Consider the following 22,521-nt stretch of genomic DNA (forward strand, 5'->3'; position numbering starts at 1 on the left):
TAGTTTCATGTTCTGCTTCACCAAATCCTATTGATATTACATCAGCTGCACATAATACCACATTGAGTGCAAGTTTGGCTGGTTCTATAGATGCTGATCCAGACAATTATACTTACTTGTGGGAAATAACGCAGGGAGTAGGTTCCTTGAGTAGTACGTCGGCAGTTAGTCCTGTATACACTGCGGCTGTTGGCGATGCGGGCGGTACTGTTAAGTTTAAAGTTACAGTTACGCATAAAAGAACAGGTTGCTTTGCATCTTCAAATTGCGAAGTGAATGTTACAGCAGCAGGTTCATGCCCAACTGTAGAAACAATTGAAGTATGTAATGGTTCCACCAATAGTTATACCGCAAGTCGTGCCCCATCTGTAAATGAAACATGGGTATGGTCAGCAAATAACGGAGCATCCATTAATGCACCAAACGGCCAACAAACAGTTTCTGTAACAGCAGGAGGCCAAAGCTTTACATTAAAGCTCAGCATTTCATATGCAAATCCGGATTTAGGTACAAACGAATGCACCTATGAAGTGCCGGTTATCGCTTGTGGCAATTTCTGTACTTACACGCAAGGAAAGTATGGCAATAGAAGCCCATTATGCGATGGCGATGGTATTGATGGTTCAGGCCCTGCCTATACCTATCCAACAGTAACAGATATGATCAAAGCAATGTTGGGTGTTGGTGGTGTTGGTAATCCTCTTTACATCGGTGGTAATGGAACGACACAGCCACGGATAACCATTCCATCTACTTCAAGCGCAGCAGTATTGCTGAATGCGTCGATGCCAGGTGGTGGAAAAGCGAGTGAATTGTTTGGAAATTGTACTGTTGATAATGTGCCAAGTTTGCCAGCGTGCTGGACTCCTGGTAATAATTCTTCAACTACATATATCACAAAACAAGGAAGGATCAATAATGTGTTCCTGTCACAAACAATTGCGCTTGGGTTAAATCTGAGAGTAAGCTCAGGACTGGCAGACTTTGTATTGCAGGCAGGTACATTTGCAACAGCAGCACGTGATGGTGGTTGTGGTTCAACAACGCCAAAAGCGAGGAGTTGTTACTACAACGAGTTAATGCAGTTGGTAGTAGTAAATGAGTATCTCTACAAAACAATTTCTGTAGATATTATCGCAGCCCTTACAACCAAAGGATACCCTCATACAGTGGGAGGATTATATCAATTGGCGAATGACGGTTTAGGTAATGTTGACGGAGTTGTTGGTTCTGAAGCTGGTGCTTCGTTGTCATCCATTAGTGGTGCAGCAGCACAAATCAATGAAGGATTTGATGAGTGCAGAATATTTATTGGATGGGATGTTGAACCATGTAAGGTTGAAGTTGTTTCACGCAGGATTAATTTAAATCCTTCGGGCACAATTGCGAATCCGAATGCAATAATAACTGATAAGCTAAATGTTTCAACCTATCCTAATCCGTTCATTGACCGTGTTCGTTTTGTAATTGCTTCACCGGTTTCTGGTCAGGCTACCCTCGAGGTATTTGATATGATGGGTCGTAAACTGCAAACAGTTTACAGTGGATTTATTTCTGCTGGCAGAAACCAGGTTGTTGAATACAAAACTTCAACGAACGCCAATGGTACGCTGATCTACAAACTCAGGATCGGTACGGATGAAGTGACAGGCAAATTGGTGAACATCAGACAATAAATTTTTTAAACATAAAACTAAGGCTGCCCATTTGGGCAGCCTTTTTTATTTTTAATTCAATCGTTCGTCTTTTTTGCAATTGGGTGAATTGCGCATTTGCAGGTTTAATTAATTACATAACAATATCCGCCACCTGCAGTTCTGCCTCCGGTTTCAAAGAAATTATAATCGATCCAGCTATAACCTGCATCGCCCCACGTTGTTCCCCATGAGTTGAAAATTTTATAAGCATTTTTTGAATCATCGTAGCCGCAAATAACAAGGCAATGTGCCAGCATACCTGACCCTGAATATGCCTTCCAGAGAAATCCTGTTTTTGCACTGATAAATGAATTGTCAGCAAGTATTGTGATTATTACCGGATGCTTTTGTTCGATCATTGATTTAATGGCCGCTCTGTCAGTATAATAAATTTTGGAGTAGCCATTAATTTTATAATTCAAAGCCTCACTTGTTTGAACAGCTGTTGGTAATAGAGAACAGCCATTCGTGCTGCTGTATGGCATTGATTGGAACGTGCTGATACCTTTGGTTACAATGAAGTCAAGTGCCGTTTGCATGGCAGTACCTGCTGAACAATCTGTGCTGAATTTTATCTGATTGTATAAAAATTCAGGGCTAAATACATTGGTAGAGAAACTGTACGTGCTGGCGTTGGTACGATAATATTGTTCTGCTGAGCGGGCTGCATATCCAATTGCAAATGGCACACATGCTCCTTCGCCACCTTGATTGCCAACAGGAGGCATAACCAGATGAACACCACTGCTAACTGGAGGAGGAACAACAACCGTATTGATTGTTACAGTCACCGATCTTACTGATTGGTTTCCTGCTGCATCTTTTGCTGTTGCGGTAATGGTATGAAATCCGCTGGCCGCAGTACTTGTATTCCAGGAATAACTGGTGCTGGCGCTTGCTGATGTGCTCACTACAACATTATTAATGCTGATACTAAGAGAAGCAACACCGACATTATCGGAAGCAGAGGAACTGATATTTAAGTTTGTATTCGCTTCGTATGTAGTTCCATTTACTGGTGAGGTGATGTCCACTGAAGGGGCTGTAATATCGCCAGCTGTTACATTATTCACTGATACCTGAATTGAGGCTGAAGCACTATTCCCCTTTCCGTCTTTTGCAGTTACTGTAACAGTGTGGTTGCCGTTTGTAACAGTGCCGGAATTCCATGTATTTGTAAAGGGTAATGTAGTGCTTGTACTTACAACCTTGCCATCAATACTTAAACTCACGGATGTGACCTTCACATTGTCGGTAGCCTTTACCTGCACACTGATTGTTCCTGAAACAGATGCATTATTTGAAGGAGCTACAAAGCTGATTGTTGGCGGTACGTTATCGGGCTTTCCTTTTGCTGCGAAGTCATCAAAACTGCCAGCTCTGCCATTTATACCTGTGTTTAAAAAGCCGGGAGATACAATGAGCGGAACTTTTGCCTGTAAAGCCGGATCATCGGCAACAGCACCTGCTGAGCGAGTTTGACCTACTGCTGTTTGGTCGTCAATCGACTGCGAAGATTTTTCTTTTGAACAGGATGCTGCAAATAAAGTAAGTGCAACCAGAGTGGGCATAGCATAGGATCGGAGTACGGTTTTCATTGTCGGATTTTTTAGTGGTATAATAGTTTAATAGAAAACTCCTTTTCAGGCAGTTTTTTAATTCTTAAATAAAAACATCGTACCAAAACAAGCAATTTTAATGCCTCATATGTACTTTAAACTTATTTAAGTAGAAAAAAACCAATGGTGTAGGTCCTGGCTGTAGTAAAATGGTTCTTCGAAAAATTGGGCTTCGGCTATGGATTCGTCGGTAAAGTTAAAATACCTTTTTTTGCTGTCAAAGTTTATGCACTAGGACAAACTACTACTCTTTTGTAGTAAAAAATCGAATAATTACGCAGCATGATTGCTCACTGATCCTCTGCTGCATTGTATGGTTTGATCATTGCTATTTGCATGACAGGCTGTATAACAACTGATTAGATACGAACATGAGGGTAAGGGAAAATAACAGAACATGTTATCGACTTTGTTGAAATATAATAACTGGCGATTTGCTGTTTTAGACAGATATGGGATTATAGTTTAAGGAGCATATGCGTTTAAAATTGCTGTAAGAGGCATCTGAATGGCCATGAAAAACCTACTCTTGATATAAGTTAAGAGTGGTTGCCCAGTTTTTTGGAAAAAACTTTCTCAAAGTTTTTGCAGGGAACATTTCAAACCCTACCTTTGCGCTCCCAATTGAAAATTTGGGATAGATCTTATGGCGCAACGTATCAGAATAAAATTGCAATCCTACGACCATAATCTGGTCGACAAATCGGCTGAGAAAATCGTGAAAACGGTTCGCAGTACCGGTGCAGTAGTAACAGGACCTATTCCTCTTCCTACACGTAAAAGAATTTTTACTGTATTGCGTTCACCGCACGTTAACAAGAAGAGCCGTGAGCAGTTCCAGCTTTGTACGCACAAGCGTTTGCTGGATATCTACACCAGCAGCAGCCGTACGGTTGATGCATTGAGTAAGTTAGACTTGCCAAGTGGTGTTGACGTAGAAATCAAAGCATGATGATTGCCCCGCAAGCGGGACGAAGCATCTTAGTTCTTATAAATAAGTAATAATATTTCATCTCTCAATACGACTCAGGTCTGTAAAAAAGAGCTCTGAATTTCAAAAAAACATTCTCAACCAAAAGTTGAGGAACATATAAACTAGCCCTTCGTGGTTAGTTTACCATCGGTACTTCCGATCCAAAGTGGAAACAAGGAAAAGGTCGATGGTAAACGGGGATTGAATGACGCCGCCAGCGTTATGTCTCAACAACCTTACAGGGCATAAACTGTAAACAAATGAAAGGTATTATTGGTAAAAAGATTGGCATGACCAGCATCTTCAGTCCCGATGGTAAACAGCAGAGCTGTACCATCATTGAAGCTGGTCCCTGTGTTGTTACACAGGTAAAAACACAAGACGCTGACGGATACAGCGCATTACAATTGGCTTTTGGCGAAAAGAAAGAAAAGAACACTACCGCCGCTGAAAAAAACCACTTCGCAAAAGCAAACACTTCTCCCAAGAAGATCGTAAAAGAATTCCGCAACTATTCTCTCGAAAAAAATATTGGTGAAACAATCACAACCGACATTTTCGCTGAAGGCGATAAAGTTGAAGTTGTGGGTACCACAAAAGGAAAGGGTTTCCAGGGTGTTGTAAAACGCCATGGCTTCCACGGTGTGGGCGGTCAATCGCACGGTCAACACGATCGTCAGCGTGCACCGGGTTCACTGGGTAACTCTTCTGATGCTTCACGTGTAATGAAAGGTATGCGTATGGCTGGCCGTATGGGTGCAGACAGAGTGAAAGTTAAAGGATTAAAAGTGTTGAAAATTTTCCCTGAAAAGAATTACATCCTTGTGAGCGGTTCTGTACCAGGTTTTAACGGTTCAATCGTATACATCCAGAAGTAAACAAACTAATTCAAGAAGTCATGCAAGTAGACGTTTTAAATAAATCAGGAAAAGCAACAGGTCGTACGATCGAATTACCGGATGAAATTTTTGGTATCGAACCAAATGACCATGTGATTTACCTCGCTGTAAAGCAATACCGTGCAGCACAGCGTCAAGGCACACACAAAGTTAAAACACGTGCAGAAGTACAAGGTGCAAGCCGTAAACTTCACCGCCAAAAAGGTACCGGTGGTTCACGTAAAGGTAATATCCGCAACCCTTTGTATAAGGGTGGTGGTACCATCTTTGGACCAAAACCTCACGGTTACGATTTTAAATTGAACCGTAAAGTAAAGGATCTTGCTAAAATGGGTGCTCTTGCTTACAAAGCAAAAGAAAACGCCATCGTAGTGGTTGAAGACCTTAACATGGATACTCCGAAAACAAAGGAATTCATGAGTGTGTTGACCAACCTGAACATTGCAGGTAAAAAAGCATTGGTGGTGATCCCTGATTACAACGACAATCTCTACCTCAGCTTACGTAACGTTCCTTCAGTTGTTGGTTCATTACTCGCTGATGTAAATACATACGACCTCATCAACAGCGATGTACTCGTATTAACTGAAAGCGCTGCAAAGATTTTTTCTGAAGAAGAAGCTGCAGCATAATTGATCATTGAACTGAATAAACAACGTCCAGATGAGACAGAGTGAAATTTTAATAAAGCCGATTGTATCTGAAAAAAGCAATCGTTTAACCGAGAAAAAGAATACATACGCTTTTCGTGTAGGTCGTAAAGCCAACAAGCTCGAGATCAAAAAAGCAGTAGAAGAATTCTACAATGTAAAAGTTGCTGATGTACATACAATGGTAGCTCCCCGCAAGAGCAAAAACCGTATGACCAAAGCCGGTTATATCCAGGGTAGTAAACCAGCTTACAAAAAGGCTTATGTAACTGTTGCAGAAGGCGAAACAATTGACCTGTACGGAACAGTATAATTAAGAATAACGAATGGTAGATCAACTACCGCAAAAGTTGAACAATAAAAGTTTTTAAAAATGGCATTAAAGAAATACAAACCGGTAACCGCAGGTACCAGATGGAGAATCGGGAATGCGTATGCGGAGATTACAACCGACAAACCTGAGAAGTCGTTGCTTGAAAGTGTAAAGTCAACAGGTGGTCGTAACGCCCAGGGCCGTCGTTCTATGCGTTACATCGGCGGTGGTAATAAAAAGAAATACCGTGTAATTGATTTTAAACGTAGTAAGAAAGATGTACCTGCAAAAGTTGCATCAATTGAATACGATCCAAACCGTACAGCATTTATTGCTTTGTTGCATTATGCTGATGGTGAGAAGCGTTACATTCTTGCTCCGAATGGCTTAACTGTTGGTACAACCGTTTTAGCTGGTGATGCAGTAGCACCTGATTTAGGAAATGCACTTCAAATGAAGAACATGCCATTGGGTACGAATGTTCACAACATTGAAATGCAACCTGGCCAGGGTGGTAAATTGGTTCGCAGTGCAGGTACAAGTGCACAGTTAACCAACAAGGAAGGAAAATATGCAGTATTGAAAATGCCAAGTGGTGAATTGCGTAAGTTATTGATCAACTGTTATGCAACAGTAGGTGTGGTAAGTAACAGCGATCACAGTTTGGAACAAGCTGGTAAGGCCGGTGTTAACCGTTGGAAAGGTATTCGTCCACGTAACCGTGGTGTTGCGATGAACCCTGTAGATCATCCGATGGGTGGTGGTGAAGGCCGCAGCAGTGGTGGTCACCCACGTAGCAGAACCGGTAAATATGCAAAAGGCGAGAAGACTCGTTCGAAACATAAGGGTTCTAACAAACTCATCATCCAACGTAAGGATGGTAAAAAACTGGCGAAGTAATAATCAGCATTCGAAAATCTAAAATCGAAAATATAACATGGCTCGTTCGATTAAAAAAGGTCCTTATGTAGCAGCTCACCTCGAAACAAAGGTGCTCGCTATCAACGAGGGTAAATCAAAGAAAGGTGTAATTAAGACATGGAGCCGCCGCTCTACAATTACCCCCGATTTTGTTGGTCACACCTTTGCGGTGCACAACGGAAACAAATTCATTCCTGTTTATGTAACTGAATTCATGGTAGGTCATAAGCTGGGCGAATTTGCACCAACAAGAAACTTTAAAGGACACTCAAGTAAGAAGATTGCATAATACAGTTACCGGTTACAGGTTACGAGTTGAAGGTTGAATTTCAGCCAGCAACAAGAAACCAGCGACCAGCAACATGAAACAAATAAAAATGGAAGCAGTAGCAAAACTCAGAAATTATCCCACGTCACCCCGCAGAATGCGTCTGTTGGCTGATGAGATCCGTGGTATGGATGTTGAAAAAGCGCTGGCTATGTTGGAGTTTCATCCACAACACTCGGCCACACCGCTTGGTAAATTATTAAAAAGTGCCATCAACAACTGGGAACAGAAGAACAGCGGTCAAAGTGCAGCAGATGCATCATTGATTGTGAAGACAATTTTTGTTGACGGTGCACGTATGGTAAAGCGTTTGCGTCCTGCTCCACAGGGTCGTGCTTACAGAGTAAGAAAGCGCAGCAACCACGTAACTATTATCGTAGATAAAAAATTAATTGATTAAAACTTTATAAACCATTCTATGGGTCAGAAAGCAAATCCAATTGGTAACAGGTTAGGGATCATCCGCGGATGGGAAAGTAACTGGTATGGTAGCAAAAAAGACTATGCTGGTAAACTGATTGAAGACAACAAGATCAGAACCTATCTGAACGCCCGTATCAATAAAGGCGGTATCGCTAAGATTGTGATTGAGCGTACACTCAACAAATTGATTGTAACCATTCACACATCAAAGCCAGGTATCATCATCGGTAAAGGTGGTGGTGAAGTTGATCGCATCAAAGAAGAGTTGAAGAAATTGACTGGTAAAGATGATGTGCAGATCAACATTCTTGAGATCCGTCGTCCGGAAGTAGATGCAACAATTGTTGCTGACACTATCGCACGCCAGATCGAAAACCGTATCAACTATAAGCGTGCTATTAAAATGGCGATTGCTTCTGCTATGCGCATGGGTGCTGAAGGAATTAAAGTGAAAGTAGCCGGTCGTTTAGGTGGTGCTGAAATTGCACGTACTGAAGAGATCAAACAAGGCCGTACGCCGTTACACACATTCCGTATGGATATTGATTATGCCAATCTGTTTGCATTAACAGTGTATGGTAAAATCGGTATCAAAGTATGGATATGTAAAGGTGAAGTATTGACCAAGCGTGATTTGAACCCCAACTTTATTGGTGGTAAGAGTGATGTGAGCGATCGCAAAGATCGTCGTGATGATAACAGAGGTGGTGGTGACAGAAGAGATGATCGTCGTGGTGGCGGTGGTGGTGGTCAACGCAGAGACAGCCGCAAAGGGTAATAATCAAGTACTAATTACAAGTAAGAAGTACGAAGCAAATAACAAACAGTAACACGAAACATATTTAAACAATGTTACAGCCGAAAAGAACAAAACACAGAAAATCGCAGAAAGGACGCATACGTGCTGTGGCCAAGCGTGGTAGTAGTATTTCATTTGGTTCATATGCTTTAAAAGCATTGGAGCCGGTTTGGTTAACCAACCGCCAGATTGAAAGTGCCCGTCAGGCAATGACACGTGCAATGAAGCGTGAAGGAAATGTGTGGATCCGTGTGTTCCCCGATAAAATCGTTACCCGTAAGCCTGCTGAAGTACGTATGGGTAAAGGTAAAGGTAACCCCGAAGGATGGGCAGCTATTATTGAGCCAGGTCGTATTTTGTTCGAAGCAGATGGTGTACCTGAAACTGTTGCAAAAGAAGCAATGGCATTGGCGGCACAAAAGCTTCCCATCAAAACAAAATTCATTATCCGCAGGGATTTAATGGCGTAACTCAAACGTTGAACTGATTTAAACTGATTAACATGGCAAAGACAACTGATTTTTTAAAGAGCATAAAAGAGCTGAACCTCACAGACCTCACAGCACGCATCAAAGAAGATGAGATGCGTTTGAAGAAGCTGGAATTTGCACACGCTATTTCTCCATTGGAGAATCCCGTGAGCATCCGTGGCCTTCGCCGTGATATTGCTCGTTTAAAAACAGAATTACGAAGAAAACAAATGGGTGTTTAATCCATTGAATAAACAATGGCGCCTTTGGCTCCATGAACAGAAAAAAAGCAAAAAATGTTAGAAAGAAATTTGCGTAAAACAAAGACAGGTGTAGTAACCAGCAGCAAAATGGATAAAACCATTACTGTAGCGGTTGAACGTAAAGTAAAGCACCCTATTTATGGAAAGTTCGTAAAGAAAACGACCAAGTTCCATGCTCACGATGAAAAGAATGAGTGCGGTATTGGTGATACAGTGAAGATCATGGAGAGCCGTCCCTTGAGCAAAACAAAGCGCTGGAGACTGGTTGAGGTTGTTGAAAAAGCGAAATAAAATAAACGCTGCAAGCTTCCGGTGCAAACCGCAAGCCTCTGTAATGGATAAACATTTTTAAATACTCAACGTTCACAAACCAAGAGTTTAAAGTTTAAAGAAATGATTCAGCAAGAAAGTAGATTAAACGTAGCCGATAACAGTGGTGCCAAAGAAGTGCTTTGTATTAAAGTACTCGGAAACAGCGGCCAGGATTATGCAAAGATTGGCGACAAGATCGTTGTAACAGTAAAGGATGCATTACCAGGTGGTGGTATTAAAAAAGGTACCGTAGCAAAAGCTGTTATTGTTCGTACAAAAAATAAATTACGTCGTAAGGATGGTTCTTACATCCGTTTCGATGATAACGCAGTGGTAATTCTCAATGCTTCTGATGAGCCTCGTGGTACACGTATCTTCGGGCCGGTAGCAAGAGAGTTGCGTGATAAGGGTTACATGAAAATCATTTCATTGGCACCTGAGGTGTTGTAAGCGTAGCAAAACAAAACAAAGTATCAGCTAAAGCAACAAGCATTAGCATTAAGCATAAAGCGAAAAAAATGAGCAAAAGATTTAAACCCAAGTTTAGCATCAAGAAAGGCGATTCAGTAGTTGTTATTGCCGGTGATGATAAAGATGTATTGAAGCCACGTACGGTACTGGAAGTATTTCCGGACGCTGCCCGTGTATTGGTTGAAGGTGTAAACATCGTAACCAAACACAGTAAGCCATCGGCTCAAAACACAAAAGGTGGTATCGTTAAAATGGAAGCTCCGATCCACATCTCAAACGTGATGTTGTGGGATGGTAAACAAGCAACCAAAGTACAGCGCAGTCGTGAGAACGGAAAGCTGGTAAGGGTTTCTAAAAAATCAGGACAACCCGTAAAATAATTTAACCAAGGTTAAAACAAGAAGAAGATGAGCACTACAAAATATACACCCCGTTTGGCAAGCAAGTACAAAGCAGAAGTTGTACCTGCCTTAATGAAACGTTTTGGTTATAAAAGCATCATGCAGGTTCCTAAGCTGGAAAAGATCTGCTTGAACCGTGGCGTAAACGGAGCGGTGAACGATAAAAAACTCGTTGATATTGCAATCGATGAGTTAACTACGATCTCTGGTCAGAAAGCAGTAGCAACAATGTCTAAAAAAGACATTTCAAACTTCAAGCTTCGTAAGAACATGCCGATTGGCGCCCGTGTAACATTGCGTGGTGTGAATATGTATGAATTTCTCGATCGCCTGATCTCTGCTTCATTACCACGTGTACGTGACTTTAAAGGTGTGAATGAAAAATCATTCGATGGCCGTGGTAACTACACAATGGGTGTTACTGAGCAGATCATCTTCCCTGAGATCGATATCGATAAGGTGAATAAGATCACCGGTTTGGATATCACTTTTGTAACCACAGCTTCAACTAACGAAGAAGCGTATGAGTTGCTGAAAGAAATGGGAATGCCATTCAAAAATGCTAAAAAAGATCAACAATAAGTTATGGCTAAAAAATCAATAACAGCCCGTCAAAACAAAAGAGAGAAAATGGTAGCTCAGTATGCTGAGAAGCGTGCTGCTCTGAAAGCTGCTGGTGATTATGCCGGTTTGGATGAACTTCCAAAGAATGCATCACCTGTACGTTTAAAGAACCGTTGTCAATTGACCGGCCGTCCAAGAGGTTACATGCGTTACTTTGGAATTTCACGTGTGATGTTCCGTGACATGGCGCTGAATGGTAAAATACCAGGCGTTAAAAAAGCCAGCTGGTAATACAGCCAACCCCGAAAGGGAAGTTTGTGCAGGTATTGAATATGATGCACAAAGCAAACAATTTTTAAATCATTCAATTAAAGAATAAAATGGTTACAGATCCTATTGCAGATTTTCTCACTCGTGTACGTAATGCGCAGATGGCAGGCCACAGAATTGTAGAAATTCCTGCTTCAAACCTCAAAAAGCGTATGACAGAAATTTTATACGATCAGGGGTATATCTTAAAATATAAGTTTGAAGATGATAACAAACAAGGTGTAATTAAAATTGCCTTGAAGTACGATCCTCAAACACGTGTTCCTGCAATTCAGGCATTGGAGCGTGTAAGCCGTCCGGGTTTACGCCAGTACTCTAAGCCGGAAGATTTCCGCCGTGTAAAGAATGGTTTAGGCATTGCCATCATCAGCACATCTAAAGGTGTTATGACTGATAAGCAAGCGAAAGCCAGCAATGTAGGTGGTGAAGTATTGTGTTATATCTACTAAAAATAGTAAATGTTGTTGATACATTAAGCTGAACTATACTAAGCTGACCGGTCAACAACCAAACAAATCATAAATAAAACAGATTCTATGTCTCGTATAGGTAAGCAGCCGGTTGTAGTTCCTCAGGGAGTAACAATCACAGTTGGAAAAGATAACGTGGTTACAGTAAAAGGACCCAAAGGTGAGTTGAAAGAAACCGTTGACCGTGATATTATTGTTGAGGTGAAAGATGGTGAAGTAACGTTTAACCGTCCAACTGATCAGGGCCGTCATCGTGCTATGCATGGTTTATACCGTTCACTTGTTTCAAACATGGTGAAAGGCGTAACCGATGGTTTTGAAAAGAAACTTGAATTGGTGGGTGTGGGTTATAAAGCCGCAAGTCAGGGAAATATTCTTGATCTGGCATTGGGTTATTCACACAACATCATTTTTGAAGTACCAAGTGAATTGAAAATTGCAACTGCGCAGGAAAAAGGACAGAATCCTACCATCACCATTACTGGTATCGATAAGCAATTGTTAGGTGCTGTTGCTGCAAAGATCCGCAGTTTACGTAAGCCTGAACCATACAAAGGAAAGGGTGTGAAGTATGTTGGAGAATTTATCCGTCGTAAGGCAGGTAAAGCAGCTGGTAAATAATCATTAAACGAAGTTCCTGGCAGAATCAGGAATATTAAATACAGAAAGATGAAAACAGATAACAAATTAGTCAGAAGGCAAAAGATCCGCTACTCAATTCGTAAGAAAGTAGCAGGTACAACTGAAAAACCACGTTTAAGTGTGTTTCGCAGCAACTCTGATATTTATGTTCAGTTGATTGATGATGTAACTGGTGTAACAATTGCAGCAGCGTCATCAAAAGACAAAGAGATTCTGGCACAGAAAGTAACCAAAATTGAGAAAAGTAAACTGGTAGGTGCTGCTATTGCACGCAAAGCAACTGAGCTGGGTTTGTCAGCTGTTGTATTTGATCGTGGCGGTAACTTATACCACGGCCGTGTAAAAGCGGTAGCTGAAGGCGCACGTGAAGCAGGTTTAATTTTCTAATCAATTGTAAACATTTAATAAAGCATAAATGTCGAAAGTAATTGTAAACAAAGTAAAAGCAGGTGACCTGGAACTGAAAGAAAAAGTAGTTTCTATCAACCGTGTTGTTAAAACAACAAAAGGTGGTCGTGCATTCAGTTTCTCAGCATTAGTTGTTGTAGGCAATGGCAATGGTGTGGTTGGTCATGGTTTAGGTAAAGCCAAGGAAGTACAGGAAGCTATTTCAAAAGGCATTGAAGATGCGAAGAAAAATCTCATCAAAGTTCCTGTAATGAAAGGAAGTATCCCTCACGATCAGTTGGCGAAAGAAGGTGCTGCAAAAGTATTGATCAAGCCTGCTGCACATGGTACGGGTGTAATTGCCGGAGGCAGCATGCGTGCTGTATTGGAAAGCGCTGGTGTTACCGACGTATTAGCAAAATCATTAGGTTCTGCAAACCCACACAACGTGGTAAAAGCAACCTTCAAAGCATTAGCAATGTTGCGTGAACCAATTGCTGTATCACGAGTACGTCACCTCTCATTAAAGAAAGTATTTAACGGATAAAATGGTAGAGGGTAGAAGGCAGAAGGTAAATTGCTGAAGCAAGCAACCTTACTCCTTACACCATACACCTTAAACCTTTTAGGATATGAAAAAGATAAAGATCACTTTAGTAAAGAGTCCGATTGACAGACCTGAACGCCAGAAGCAAACGCTGAAGGCACTTGGTTTGAATAAGACCAACTCTACCAAAGAAGTAGAAGGCACTCCACAGGTGTTAGGGATGATTCACAAAGTGAGTCATTTACTGAAGGTGGAAGAAGTAGCTTAAGAAGAATTGATAATTGGTCAATGGATAATTTGAGAATATCGGTTAGCATTATCAGTTATTAATTTCAAAATTATCAATTAACAAATGCGAGGGGTGATTCCCCGAAAGTTCAAAATCAATTAAAGATGAAACTGCACAATTTAAAACCTGCTGAAGGTTCTACTCACAAAGAAAAACGTATTGGTCGTGGTGAAGCATCCGGTAAGGGTGGTACATCTACAAAAGGTAATAAAGGCGGACAAAGTCGTGCCGGTTATAAAAGCAAAATGGCACATGAAGGTGGACAGATGCCTATTCAGCGTCGTGTTCCAAAGCGTGGTTTCAAAAACCCGGATCGTGTTGAGTACCGTGTATTCAACCTTGGACAGGTAGAGCAGCTTGCTGAGAAATATGGTATTACTGAATTCTCTGTTGAGAATCTATATGTAAACGGGCTGATCAGCCGTACCGACAGAGTGAAAATTCTGGCCAATGGCGAAATCAAATCAAAACTTACTTTCAAGGTAAATGCGATCAGTGAATCAGCGAAAGGAGCTATCGAAGCAGCTGGTGGAACTGTTGAAGTAGTGAAGTAATTTTTCCCGATATTTGCCCGACGCATGTAAGTGCGTCTTTTTTCTTTTCAGCAAATTTTTAAAAACGAATTTTTCCAGTGAAAAAACTCATACAGACCCTAAAGAATATCTGGAGCATTGAAGAGTTGAGGAGTAAGATCATTTATACTCTCTTGCTTTTGCTGGTATATCGTGTGGGTTCACATATCGTTTTGCCGGGTGTTGATCCAAACGGATTGGAACAACTGAACTCGAAAGCAAAAGAAGGTATTCTTGGTATTTTTGATTCATTTGCAGGTGGTGCGTTTTCAAGTGCATCCATTTTTGCATTGGGTATTATGCCTTATATCTCCGCTTCGATCTTTATGCAGTTGATGAGCATTATGGTGCCGCAATTACAGAAAATGCAGAAGGAAGGAGAAAGCGGACGTAAAAAAATCAATCAGTGGACAAGGTATCTTACAGTGATTGTTACCATCTTCCAGGCAAGTGCTTATGTAACTTACCTGAAGAGTCCTGAAATTGCAGGTGGTGCAATTCTTACTTCATTCACTCCGTTTTTCTGGTTATCAACTACTGTCATTTTAACTGCAGGTACATTGTTTGTAATGTGGTTGGGTGAGCGTATTACTGATAAAGGTTTAGGTAATGGTACCTCACTCATCATCATGATCGGTATCCTTGCACGTTTCCCTGCTTCAATTGCTGCGGAATTTGATGCAAAGAGCGGTAGTGCAGGTGGTGGTTTATTAATGTTCATGATTGAAATTGCAGCGCTTATCGCTATCATCATGGGCTTGATCATTCTTGTGCAAGGTGTGCGGAAGATTGCGATCAATTATGCAAAACAAATTGTTGGCAACCGTCAGTTTGGTGGTGCACGTCAGTTCTTACCAATTAAGGTGAACAGCTCTGGTGTAATGCCAATCATTTTTGCACAGGCCATCATGTTCCTGCCTACATTGCTTACCGGTTTCAATGCAACAAAAGGTATTGCAGCAACATTGAGCGATCATGGTAACATTTGGTATATGGTGATCTATTCAGTATTAGTAATCGGATTTACGTTCCTTTATACAGCATTGATCTTTAATCCGAAGCAAATCGCAGATAATCTGAAGCAGAACAATGGTTTTATTCCTGGTGTGAAACCGGGCCAACCAACTGCCGATTATATTGGACAGATCATGGATCGTGTAACATTACCAGGCGCTATCTTCCTTGCAATTGTTGGTATCCTTCCGGGTATTGCGAAGAACGTTGGTGTAACAAGTGGTTTCTCTACTTTCTTTGGTGGTACTTCATTGTTGATCATGGTAGGTGTAATTCTGGATACTTTACAACAAATCGAAACACATCTCTTGATGAGACAGTACGACGGTTTGATGAAAGGTGGTAAAATTCAGGGACGCCAGACAGTATCTTCATCAGCGATCTAATTATCAGATTAACATACAAAAAGCCCTGGCATAACAGCCGGGGTTTTTTAATAAACGAATTATGATTCATTACCGATCTCCGTTAGAAATTGAATTGATCCGCAAGAGTGCCCTGTTGGTAGGCGATGCGTTGGCCGAAGCAGCAAAAATGTTGAAAGCGGGAGTTACTTCCATGCAGGTTGATACACGTATGGAACAGTTTATTCGTGATAACGGAGCTGCACCCTCGTTTAAAAATTATCAGGGCACTTATCCATTTGCAACCTGTATTTCTGTGAACGATGCGGTAGTACATGGTTTTCCAACAAATAATGTTTTGAAAGATGGTGATATCGTTTCTGTTGATGTAGGTGTATTCATGAACGGTTACCATGGCGATAGTGCGTATACATTTATCATCGGAAGCACAACAGATGAAGTGAAGAAGTTGCTTCGTGTTACAAAAGAATCGTTGTACAAAGGCATTGAAAAGGCGGTACATGGAAGCAGGGTTGGTGATATTTCATTTGCTATTCAGGATTATACAGAGAAACAACATGGCTATGGTGTAGTACGTGAGTTAGTGGGGCATGGGTTGGGACGTAACCTGCATGAGGATCCGCAAGTGCCAAACTATGGTAAACGGGGAACCGGTGCTAAATTGAAAGAGGGAACGGTGATTGCAATTGAACCAATGATCAATCTTGGCAAGAAGGAAGTGTACCATGATGCAGATGGCTGGACCATTCGCACAATAGATGGTTTGCCATCGGCACACTACGAACATGATGTGTGTGTGAAAAAAGGCAAAGCTGATATTCTTTCTTCGTTCGTAAGTATTGAAGCTGCTGAGAAAGCCAATACAAATCTGGACGCTTCTTACTACTGATCGTACAATTCAGTAATTTACACTTCTAATAAAAGTGTATGATGCGAAAAATAATATTTATGAGTGCTGCTTTTTGCTGCACTCATTTTTTATTGGCACAAAGTCCTGCTGTTTTAAAAGTGAGGCAGTATCGTCAGGCAAATGAACATGCGATCATTTCTGAATTTGTTTCCTTTCTGAAATTACCCAATATTGTTGGCGATTCAATTGGCATTTATAAGAACGCATCATTCATTATGGATGCAATGAAGAAAAGGGGTATCGCAAACGTACAGTTACTTACACCTGCAACAAATAAAGCCGTACCTGCTGTTTATGGCGAAGTAATAACACCGGGTGCAACACAAACAATTATTTTCTACGCACATTACGATGGTCAACCGGTGAATGCAGCACAGTGGGCAAAAGGACTTTCTCCCTTTGAACCAAAGCTGCTTACCACTTCATTGGAACAAAACGGAAGCTTTATTGAATTTCCAACAGCTGATAAAGCATTTGATCCGCAATGGAGAATTTATGGAAGAAGTGCAAGTGATGATAAGGCAGGTGTAATGGCGATATTGAATGCATATGATGCCATTGTAAAAAGCGGGATGAAGCCAACGGTAAACATCAAATTCTTTTTTGAAGGCGAGGAAGAAAAAGGCTCTGATTTTCTGCACGAAATTTTACAGCAATACAAAAGCTTATTACAAAGTGATCTTTGGTTGATTTGTGACGGGCCTGTTCATCAATCGGGTAAAAAGCAAGTAGTGTTTGGTGTAAGAGGTGATGCACATGTAGACATAACTGTGTATGGTTCTAAGCGTCCGTTGCATAGTGGTCATTATGGAAACTGGGCACCAAATCCTGCCATGATGTTGGTGCAACTCTTGGCTTCGATGAAGGATAGAGATGGCAATGTTACAATCAAAGACTTTTATGCGGATGTTATTCCACTAAGTGAAATGGAAAAGAAGGCGCTTGAAGTAATTCCACCAGTGGATGATCAAATGAAAAAAGAACTGGGTTTTCGCACACGGGAAATGAAAGACTATAACCTTGCACAATCAATTGGATTGCCATCTCTCAACATCAATGGGATCAATAGTGCCAATGTTGGAAAAAATGCAAGTAATGTAATACCAACAAATGCGACCACTGTTCTTGATTTGCGATTGGTTGCAGGGAACGATTGGAAAAGACAGCAACAACGTGTAGTGGAGCATATCAAAAACCAGGGTTACTATATTACAACTGCAGAACCTACAGAAGAAGAGCGAAGAAAGTACGATAAAATTGCAAAAATAGAACTGAGTAGTGGCTACAATGCGCAGAAAACATCAATGGATCTGCCTATTGCAAAAAAAGTAATCGCTGCTGTACAATCAACAAGTACAGAGCCTATTGTTTTAATGCCTACCGCAGGAGGGAGTCTTCCGTTATTTTTATTTGAACAATATCTCAATGCAAAAACAATTTCTGTTCCTATTGCCAATCATGACAATAACCAGCATGCTGAAAATGAAAACATCAGGCTGTTGAATTTCTGGAACGGAATTGAAACGATGGCTGCTTTGATGATGATGAAATAATCAGTACACATGCCGGAAAAAAAACGTTTGATTGTAATTGGAGGAGGCGCAGCAGGTTTTTTCTGTGCAATAAACGCAGCAATCATTAACCCTGCATTGCAGGTAACCATTCTTGAAAAATCAAGCAAGCTCTTATCAAAAGTGAAGGTGAGTGGTGGTGGCCGTTGTAATGTTACGCATGCATGTTTTGAAATACAGGAGATGAGTAAACGTTACCCCCGTGGTGAGCATTTTGTACGTAAGGCGTTTCATCAATTCTTTACCAGCGATACAATTCAATGGTTTGAAGAAAGAGGAGTGAAGTTGAAAGCAGAAGAAGATGGACGGATGTTTCCTGTTACCAATACATCACAAACAATTATTGATTGCCTGCTGAAGGAAGTGAATCGTAATAGCGTGGAGATATTGATGAACAAGGAAGTGAAAAAATTGCAAGTGGAAAGTGGCAAATGGAAAGTGGAATTAAGCAATTATGAAATGATGGATGCAGATTTTGTTTGCATTGCCAGTGGCGGCTTTCCCAAGCTGCAACAATTCGATTGGCTGAAAGGAACCGGGCATACAATCATATCACCCGTACCATCTTTATTCACGTTCAATATGCCGAAGCATCCCATCACCGAATTGATGGGAGTCGTAGTGCCTGAAGCGACAATAAAAATTCAATCAACCAAATTAAAGAATACCGGACCACTACTCATTACGCATTGGGGAATGAGCGGACCTTGTGTATTGAAATTATCAGCGTGGGGTGCAAGAGAATTACAGGAGCGTAATTATGATTTCACCATCAATGTGAATTGGCTGAACGATGCAAAGGAGCTGGAAATAAAAGATGAGCTGCAGTTGATTCGTAACAGCAAAGGCTCACAAAAGATAGCTAACAATAATCTCTTTCATTTGCCAAACCGTTTGTGGGCATTCTTGTTACAACAAGCAGGTGTAAAAGAAGAATGGCGCTGGGCCGATCTGCCCGCAAAAGAACAGAACAAACTGATTCAACTATTGTGCAATCATGAATTTCAGGTGAAAGGAAAAACAACGTTTAAAGAAGAGTTTGTAACTGCGGGTGGTGTTGACCTGAAACAAGTTGATCCCAATACAATGCAGAGTAAACTTCAATCAAACTTATTTTTTGGCGGAGAGATCCTTGATGTGGATGGTATTACCGGTGGGTTCAATTTTCAGCATGCCTGGACGAGTGGTTTTATTGCCGCCAAATCGATCGCTTCACTCGTTAAATAACACAGATATACGCCCGGTAAACACAGTTAAAAAATAAAAATATATTTCTGTGGTTTAATTATTAATTAGCAAGAGATTCCGGTTTTTGATCGATCATTTCAAATTCAGTTGGTATGATTCTTATCAGGATTTCTATTCATCAAAAAAACTATCTTTAGCTAAACCCAACCACATGTCGTCCCGTAGAAAATTTATACAAAATCTAACGGCTACCGCAGGCGTGTTTAGTTTCCTGCCGTTCACCAATTCGTTGTTTGCAAAAGAAGCAGAGCAAAAATATTTGCAGTTTCAGTCGCTCACTCCCGAAGAAGCGATCTCTGATGAAGATTTTTGGGGATGGGTGAAAGAGCAGTACACAGTATCGCCCAATTTATTAAATCTCAACAATGGCGGAGTGAGTCCGCAACCAAAAGTTGTGCAGGATGCGCATATACGTTTTTATCAATTCAGTAATGAAGCACCTTCGTTTTATATGTGGCGGACATTGGATGAAGGTCGGGAAGGATTGCGTGGTAAACTTGCGGAGCTTGCGGGTTGCGATGCTGAAGAACTTGCAATTAATCGCAACTCAACAGAAGGATTGAATACCATCATTTTCGGATTGAATTTAAAAGCCGGCGATGAAGTTGTGTTGACCAAACAGGATTATCCTAACATGATCAATGCATGGAAGCAGCGGGAAAAAAGAGATGGAATTAAATTGATTTGGCTTGATCTGAAACTGCCCATTGAAAACGAAGATGAGATCGTTCGGCAATATGTAAATGCATTTACCTCCAAAACAAAAATTGTACACGTTACTCATCTCATTAACTGGACAGGACAAATACTTCCAATCCGGAAAATAGCTGATGAGGCACACAAGCGGGGAATTGAAGTAATAGGCGATGGTGCACATACATTTGCACATACAAAATTTAAGATACCCGATCTTGGTTGTGATTATTTTGCTTCTTCTTTGCACAAATGGCTTTCGGCTCCATTCGGCAGTGGTTTGTTATGGATTAAAAAAGAAAAGATCAAAAATATTTGGGCCTTGCTTAGTAGCAATGAGCCCGATGGAACAGATATCAGAAAGTTTGAATCTCTGGGCACCCGATCCTTTGCAAGTGAAATGGCAATTGGAAATGCGGTTGATTTTCATAACGTGATTGGTTCGCAACGCAAAGAAGAGCGCTTGCGCTATTTAACTGATTACTGGATCAACAAAGTAAGTGACCTGAAGCGTGTATCGTTTCTTCAACCTAAGAATAAACAATCCTACTGTGCAATATCAAATATTGCAATCGACGGAATTAAGCCTGCCGAAGTTGCCAAAAAACTGCACGATCAATACAGGATCCACACCGTCTCAATTGATTGGGAAAACGTTCATGGGGTAAGGGTTACTCCACATGTGTATACGTCAACCAAAGACCTTGATCGGTTGGTGACAGCGATCGGGCAAATAGCCGGATGATGCTGCAACCAAATACAACAATTGTCGTCTTATAAACATGCGATCAAATCGTATAACTAAAACAGTACAAATGAAACAAATTCTTGCGCTCAGTATTTTTCTCGTTGCAGGCTTAATTGGTTTTGCCCAGGGAAAAAGTAAAGAAAAAAATAAAGACAAACAGAAAACAGAAAATCCTGCTCAAACTAACAAAGGCAACAGTAACGATGATGCACAGCAGAACGGCAACAGCAAAGTAAGGAAGAATATACCCACCAAAGTACGCAGCTCATTTGTCGCAGAATATCCGAACGCAACCAACGCAACCTGGACCAAGAACCGTGGTGATTGGACAGTTGTGTTTGGTAATGGAGTTTGGCGTTCAACCGCTACATACCACAGCAATGGCGAACGTGTTGATACAAGAACACCCTTAACAAGAGAACAGGCGCCACGTTCTGTAATGGATGAAATATTGCGCCGTTTTCCAACGGGTGAAACAAAAGACATCATTAAGATCGAAAAGCCAAAAAATCCAAATCTGTTTCAGATAATTTTAAATGAAGCTGGTAAAAAGCGAACGTTGCTTCTTGATGAAAAAGGGAAACTTGTGTTAGAGCAATAATCAGGTAGTTAGCAATATTAAAGCGCCATCCCGGTCTAAGGGGTGGCGTTTTTAGTTAGGGCAATGCTCGTCATTGGTTTTTTCCCTTACTTTGTCGCACTTAATTACTGCTTATCCAATGTATATTTTTTTCAAATACTTAGTACGGTTCAGTTTGTGGGTGTACGTGAAGCGGCTCGGGATCTATAACCGTGAAGCAGCTAAAATTGTAACACCGTTAATTGTAGGCGTTAATCATCCCAACTCGTTTCTTGATGCCTTTTTAGTTGGTTCGAACATGGATCATCGGGTTCATTTTATTACACGCAGTGGTGTGTTCAAACATCCGCTGGTTCGAAAAATACTGCGTTCTGTAAATATGATTCCGATCTATCGCAAAAGCGATGGGAAAGGGCAGCTTGGCAATAACGATGCAAGCTTTGAGGAGGTTCGGAAAATTTTACAACGTGGAGAGCATGTACTCATATTTGTAGAAGGGTTTTGTAAACATCAAACTACATTACAAACACCATTGAAAAAAGGTGCACCACGCATGTTATTGCAGGCATGGGAAGATGGGTTAGATGTAAGGTTTCTGCCGGTATGGCTACGTTATAATTCGTTTGTTGATTTTCCAAAGGAAATCGATATCAACTACGGCTCTACGTTTGGGAAAGAAGTATTGAATGGAAAAATGGAAACGGGTGCGGCAATGGTGGCCATTAATAAAAAAGCAGAAACAGAACTACAGCATTTATCAGAAAAAATTAATGCTCCCGGTTTCAGGATTCCAAAATTATTGTTGTTTTTACCTGCAATGCTTGGAGTTGTAACGCATATTGTTTTTTACCTGCCGTTGGAAAGGCTTGCCTGGAAGTTACAGGCAGAGCAGTACTACGATAGTATCTTGTTTAGTTTGTTGGCATTTTTGTATCCATTCTATTTACTCATTGTTGGATTGATCGTTTGCTCATTCGTTGGAGCATGGTGGGCTTTGGGTGTGGTTGCTATAATGCCGCTGCTTGCAAAAAGTTATGTACTTTGGAAATAAT

General features: G+C 41.0%; 30 protein-coding genes. 29 read left to right on the top strand and 1 reads right to left on the bottom strand.

Going from position 1 to position 22,521, the window contains the following annotated elements:
* Positions 1–1,676: T9SS type A sorting domain-containing protein (locus tag WG989_RS19295; protein WP_340431709.1), on the top strand; the 1,676-nt coding region annotated here is incomplete at its 5' end.
* 104 nt (positions 1,677–1,780) lie between these two features.
* Here WG989_RS19295 and WG989_RS19300 read toward each other — a convergent pair.
* The gene (locus WG989_RS19300) at positions 1,781–3,295 is read right to left on the bottom strand and encodes an Ig-like domain-containing protein (protein ID WP_340431710.1); all 1,515 of its coding nucleotides are present in this window, start codon (positions 3,293–3,295) and stop codon (positions 1,781–1,783) included.
* 667 nt (positions 3,296–3,962) lie between these two features.
* Between WG989_RS19300 and rpsJ the strand changes: the two genes are divergently transcribed.
* The 28 genes from rpsJ (at position 3,963) to WG989_RS19440 (ending at position 22,520) form a co-directional block, all read left to right on the top strand.
* Positions 3,963–4,268 (top strand): 30S ribosomal protein S10, encoded by a 306-nt coding sequence (gene rpsJ / locus WG989_RS19305; RefSeq protein ID WP_129132889.1) that lies wholly within the window; start codon positions 3,963–3,965, stop codon positions 4,266–4,268.
* Positions 4,269–4,549: 281 nt separating this feature from the next.
* A complete protein-coding gene (gene rplC / locus WG989_RS19310) occupies positions 4,550–5,167 on the top strand; it encodes a 50S ribosomal protein L3 (protein WP_340431711.1) in 618 nt (205 codons plus the stop codon).
* Positions 5,168–5,187: 20 nt separating this feature from the next.
* Positions 5,188–5,820 carry a 50S ribosomal protein L4 gene (rplD, locus tag WG989_RS19315; RefSeq protein ID WP_340431712.1) on the top strand — a complete coding sequence of 211 codons (633 nt, stop codon included), beginning with the start codon at positions 5,188–5,190 and terminating at the stop codon, positions 5,818–5,820.
* A gap of 31 nt (positions 5,821–5,851) precedes the next feature.
* Positions 5,852–6,151 (top strand): 50S ribosomal protein L23, encoded by a 300-nt coding sequence (rplW, locus tag WG989_RS19320; RefSeq protein WP_340431713.1) that lies wholly within the window; start codon positions 5,852–5,854, stop codon positions 6,149–6,151.
* 60 nt (positions 6,152–6,211) lie between these two features.
* A complete protein-coding gene (gene rplB / locus WG989_RS19325; protein ID WP_340431714.1) occupies positions 6,212–7,051 on the top strand; it encodes a 50S ribosomal protein L2 in 840 nt (279 codons plus the stop codon).
* Between the two features lie 37 nt (positions 7,052–7,088).
* On the top strand, positions 7,089–7,361 hold the full coding sequence (gene rpsS, locus WG989_RS19330; RefSeq protein ID WP_340431715.1) for a 30S ribosomal protein S19: 273 nt from the start codon (positions 7,089–7,091) through the stop codon (positions 7,359–7,361).
* A 73-nt stretch (positions 7,362–7,434) separates the two neighbouring features.
* A complete protein-coding gene (rplV, locus tag WG989_RS19335; protein WP_340431716.1) occupies positions 7,435–7,800 on the top strand; it encodes a 50S ribosomal protein L22 in 366 nt (121 codons plus the stop codon).
* Positions 7,801–7,818: 18 nt separating this feature from the next.
* On the top strand, positions 7,819–8,601 hold the full coding sequence (rpsC, locus tag WG989_RS19340) for a 30S ribosomal protein S3 (RefSeq protein ID WP_340431717.1): 783 nt from the start codon (positions 7,819–7,821) through the stop codon (positions 8,599–8,601).
* A 71-nt stretch (positions 8,602–8,672) separates the two neighbouring features.
* Positions 8,673–9,092 carry a 50S ribosomal protein L16 gene (gene rplP / locus WG989_RS19345; protein ID WP_340431718.1) on the top strand — a complete coding sequence of 140 codons (420 nt, stop codon included), beginning with the start codon at positions 8,673–8,675 and terminating at the stop codon, positions 9,090–9,092.
* Positions 9,093–9,124: 32 nt separating this feature from the next.
* Positions 9,125–9,334, top strand: coding sequence for a 50S ribosomal protein L29 (gene rpmC / locus WG989_RS19350; RefSeq protein ID WP_340431719.1), 210 nt, complete (start codon positions 9,125–9,127; stop codon positions 9,332–9,334).
* A gap of 54 nt (positions 9,335–9,388) precedes the next feature.
* Positions 9,389–9,646, top strand: a complete 258-nt coding sequence (rpsQ, locus tag WG989_RS19355; RefSeq protein WP_182801835.1) for a 30S ribosomal protein S17 — start codon at positions 9,389–9,391, stop codon at positions 9,644–9,646.
* A gap of 102 nt (positions 9,647–9,748) precedes the next feature.
* On the top strand, positions 9,749–10,117 hold the full coding sequence (gene rplN / locus WG989_RS19360) for a 50S ribosomal protein L14 (RefSeq protein WP_129132878.1): 369 nt from the start codon (positions 9,749–9,751) through the stop codon (positions 10,115–10,117).
* Positions 10,118–10,185: 68 nt separating this feature from the next.
* Entirely contained in the window at positions 10,186–10,518 is a 333-nt protein-coding gene (gene rplX, locus WG989_RS19365) for a 50S ribosomal protein L24 (RefSeq protein WP_340431720.1), read from the top strand.
* 27 nt (positions 10,519–10,545) lie between these two features.
* Complete coding sequence (gene rplE, locus WG989_RS19370; RefSeq protein ID WP_340431721.1) at positions 10,546–11,121, top strand: 50S ribosomal protein L5; 576 nt, start codon at positions 10,546–10,548, stop codon at positions 11,119–11,121.
* A gap of 3 nt (positions 11,122–11,124) precedes the next feature.
* A complete protein-coding gene (gene rpsN / locus WG989_RS19375; RefSeq protein ID WP_340431722.1) occupies positions 11,125–11,394 on the top strand; it encodes a 30S ribosomal protein S14 in 270 nt (89 codons plus the stop codon).
* A gap of 89 nt (positions 11,395–11,483) precedes the next feature.
* A complete protein-coding gene (rpsH, locus tag WG989_RS19380) occupies positions 11,484–11,882 on the top strand; it encodes a 30S ribosomal protein S8 (RefSeq protein ID WP_340431723.1) in 399 nt (132 codons plus the stop codon).
* Positions 11,883–11,969: 87 nt separating this feature from the next.
* Complete coding sequence (rplF, locus tag WG989_RS19385) at positions 11,970–12,524, top strand: 50S ribosomal protein L6 (protein ID WP_340431724.1); 555 nt, start codon at positions 11,970–11,972, stop codon at positions 12,522–12,524.
* Between the two features lie 48 nt (positions 12,525–12,572).
* Positions 12,573–12,932, top strand: a complete 360-nt coding sequence (gene rplR / locus WG989_RS19390; protein WP_340431725.1) for a 50S ribosomal protein L18 — start codon at positions 12,573–12,575, stop codon at positions 12,930–12,932.
* Between the two features lie 28 nt (positions 12,933–12,960).
* Positions 12,961–13,479, top strand: a complete 519-nt coding sequence (gene rpsE, locus WG989_RS19395; RefSeq protein ID WP_340431726.1) for a 30S ribosomal protein S5 — start codon at positions 12,961–12,963, stop codon at positions 13,477–13,479.
* 85 nt (positions 13,480–13,564) lie between these two features.
* On the top strand, positions 13,565–13,747 hold the full coding sequence (gene rpmD, locus WG989_RS19400) for a 50S ribosomal protein L30 (RefSeq protein WP_340431727.1): 183 nt from the start codon (positions 13,565–13,567) through the stop codon (positions 13,745–13,747).
* 125 nt (positions 13,748–13,872) lie between these two features.
* The gene (gene rplO / locus WG989_RS19405; RefSeq protein ID WP_340431728.1) at positions 13,873–14,322 is read left to right on the top strand and encodes a 50S ribosomal protein L15; all 450 of its coding nucleotides are present in this window, start codon (positions 13,873–13,875) and stop codon (positions 14,320–14,322) included.
* Between the two features lie 77 nt (positions 14,323–14,399).
* Positions 14,400–15,740, top strand: coding sequence for a preprotein translocase subunit SecY (gene secY, locus WG989_RS19410; RefSeq protein WP_340431729.1), 1,341 nt, complete (start codon positions 14,400–14,402; stop codon positions 15,738–15,740).
* 61 nt (positions 15,741–15,801) lie between these two features.
* Positions 15,802–16,608 carry a type I methionyl aminopeptidase gene (gene map / locus WG989_RS19415; RefSeq protein WP_340431730.1) on the top strand — a complete coding sequence of 269 codons (807 nt, stop codon included), beginning with the start codon at positions 15,802–15,804 and terminating at the stop codon, positions 16,606–16,608.
* Between the two features lie 41 nt (positions 16,609–16,649).
* Positions 16,650–18,182: a M20/M25/M40 family metallo-hydrolase gene (locus WG989_RS19420; RefSeq protein ID WP_340431731.1), complete on the top strand. Its 1,533-nt coding sequence runs from the start codon at positions 16,650–16,652 to the stop codon at positions 18,180–18,182.
* Positions 18,183–18,191: 9 nt separating this feature from the next.
* Positions 18,192–19,427: a BaiN/RdsA family NAD(P)/FAD-dependent oxidoreductase gene (locus tag WG989_RS19425; RefSeq protein WP_340431733.1), complete on the top strand. Its 1,236-nt coding sequence runs from the start codon at positions 18,192–18,194 to the stop codon at positions 19,425–19,427.
* 172 nt (positions 19,428–19,599) lie between these two features.
* Positions 19,600–20,886, top strand: a complete 1,287-nt coding sequence (locus WG989_RS19430) for an aminotransferase class V-fold PLP-dependent enzyme (RefSeq protein WP_340431734.1) — start codon at positions 19,600–19,602, stop codon at positions 20,884–20,886.
* Positions 20,887–20,956: 70 nt separating this feature from the next.
* The gene (locus WG989_RS19435; protein WP_340431735.1) at positions 20,957–21,490 is read left to right on the top strand and encodes a hypothetical protein; all 534 of its coding nucleotides are present in this window, start codon (positions 20,957–20,959) and stop codon (positions 21,488–21,490) included.
* 118 nt (positions 21,491–21,608) lie between these two features.
* Positions 21,609–22,520, top strand: coding sequence for a 1-acyl-sn-glycerol-3-phosphate acyltransferase (locus WG989_RS19440; protein ID WP_340431737.1), 912 nt, complete (start codon positions 21,609–21,611; stop codon positions 22,518–22,520).
* Position 22,521: the final 1 nt, after the last annotated feature.

The organism is Lacibacter sp. H407, assembly GCF_037892605.1.
GTDB lineage: Bacteria > Bacteroidota > Bacteroidia > Chitinophagales > Chitinophagaceae > Lacibacter.

What these genes read in the sequence shown, in the direction of transcription:
- WG989_RS19300 (WP_340431710.1), bottom strand. Translation starts at nt 3,295, where the DNA reads ATGAAAACCGTACTCCGATCCTATGCTATGCCCACTCTGGTTGCACTT.
- rpsJ (WP_129132889.1), top strand. Translation starts at nt 3,963, where the DNA reads ATGGCGCAACGTATCAGAATAAAATTGCAATCCTACGACCATAATCTG.
- rplC (WP_340431711.1), top strand. Translation starts at nt 4,550, where the DNA reads ATGAAAGGTATTATTGGTAAAAAGATTGGCATGACCAGCATCTTCAGT.
- rplD (WP_340431712.1), top strand. Translation starts at nt 5,188, where the DNA reads ATGCAAGTAGACGTTTTAAATAAATCAGGAAAAGCAACAGGTCGTACG.
- rplW (WP_340431713.1), top strand. Translation starts at nt 5,852, where the DNA reads ATGAGACAGAGTGAAATTTTAATAAAGCCGATTGTATCTGAAAAAAGC.
- rplB (WP_340431714.1), top strand. Translation starts at nt 6,212, where the DNA reads ATGGCATTAAAGAAATACAAACCGGTAACCGCAGGTACCAGATGGAGA.
- rpsS (WP_340431715.1), top strand. Translation starts at nt 7,089, where the DNA reads ATGGCTCGTTCGATTAAAAAAGGTCCTTATGTAGCAGCTCACCTCGAA.
- rplV (WP_340431716.1), top strand. Translation starts at nt 7,435, where the DNA reads ATGAAACAAATAAAAATGGAAGCAGTAGCAAAACTCAGAAATTATCCC.
- rpsC (WP_340431717.1), top strand. Translation starts at nt 7,819, where the DNA reads ATGGGTCAGAAAGCAAATCCAATTGGTAACAGGTTAGGGATCATCCGC.
- rplP (WP_340431718.1), top strand. Translation starts at nt 8,673, where the DNA reads ATGTTACAGCCGAAAAGAACAAAACACAGAAAATCGCAGAAAGGACGC.
- rpmC (WP_340431719.1), top strand. Translation starts at nt 9,125, where the DNA reads ATGGCAAAGACAACTGATTTTTTAAAGAGCATAAAAGAGCTGAACCTC.
- rpsQ (WP_182801835.1), top strand. Translation starts at nt 9,389, where the DNA reads ATGTTAGAAAGAAATTTGCGTAAAACAAAGACAGGTGTAGTAACCAGC.
- rplN (WP_129132878.1), top strand. Translation starts at nt 9,749, where the DNA reads ATGATTCAGCAAGAAAGTAGATTAAACGTAGCCGATAACAGTGGTGCC.
- rplX (WP_340431720.1), top strand. Translation starts at nt 10,186, where the DNA reads ATGAGCAAAAGATTTAAACCCAAGTTTAGCATCAAGAAAGGCGATTCA.
- rplE (WP_340431721.1), top strand. Translation starts at nt 10,546, where the DNA reads ATGAGCACTACAAAATATACACCCCGTTTGGCAAGCAAGTACAAAGCA.
- rpsN (WP_340431722.1), top strand. Translation starts at nt 11,125, where the DNA reads ATGGCTAAAAAATCAATAACAGCCCGTCAAAACAAAAGAGAGAAAATG.
- rpsH (WP_340431723.1), top strand. Translation starts at nt 11,484, where the DNA reads ATGGTTACAGATCCTATTGCAGATTTTCTCACTCGTGTACGTAATGCG.
- rplF (WP_340431724.1), top strand. Translation starts at nt 11,970, where the DNA reads ATGTCTCGTATAGGTAAGCAGCCGGTTGTAGTTCCTCAGGGAGTAACA.
- rplR (WP_340431725.1), top strand. Translation starts at nt 12,573, where the DNA reads ATGAAAACAGATAACAAATTAGTCAGAAGGCAAAAGATCCGCTACTCA.
- rpsE (WP_340431726.1), top strand. Translation starts at nt 12,961, where the DNA reads ATGTCGAAAGTAATTGTAAACAAAGTAAAAGCAGGTGACCTGGAACTG.
- rpmD (WP_340431727.1), top strand. Translation starts at nt 13,565, where the DNA reads ATGAAAAAGATAAAGATCACTTTAGTAAAGAGTCCGATTGACAGACCT.
- rplO (WP_340431728.1), top strand. Translation starts at nt 13,873, where the DNA reads ATGAAACTGCACAATTTAAAACCTGCTGAAGGTTCTACTCACAAAGAA.
- map (WP_340431730.1), top strand. Translation starts at nt 15,802, where the DNA reads ATGATTCATTACCGATCTCCGTTAGAAATTGAATTGATCCGCAAGAGT.
- WG989_RS19420 (WP_340431731.1), top strand. Translation starts at nt 16,650, where the DNA reads ATGCGAAAAATAATATTTATGAGTGCTGCTTTTTGCTGCACTCATTTT.
- WG989_RS19425 (WP_340431733.1), top strand. Translation starts at nt 18,192, where the DNA reads ATGCCGGAAAAAAAACGTTTGATTGTAATTGGAGGAGGCGCAGCAGGT.
- WG989_RS19430 (WP_340431734.1), top strand. Translation starts at nt 19,600, where the DNA reads ATGTCGTCCCGTAGAAAATTTATACAAAATCTAACGGCTACCGCAGGC.
- WG989_RS19435 (WP_340431735.1), top strand. Translation starts at nt 20,957, where the DNA reads ATGAAACAAATTCTTGCGCTCAGTATTTTTCTCGTTGCAGGCTTAATT.
- WG989_RS19440 (WP_340431737.1), top strand. Translation starts at nt 21,609, where the DNA reads ATGTATATTTTTTTCAAATACTTAGTACGGTTCAGTTTGTGGGTGTAC.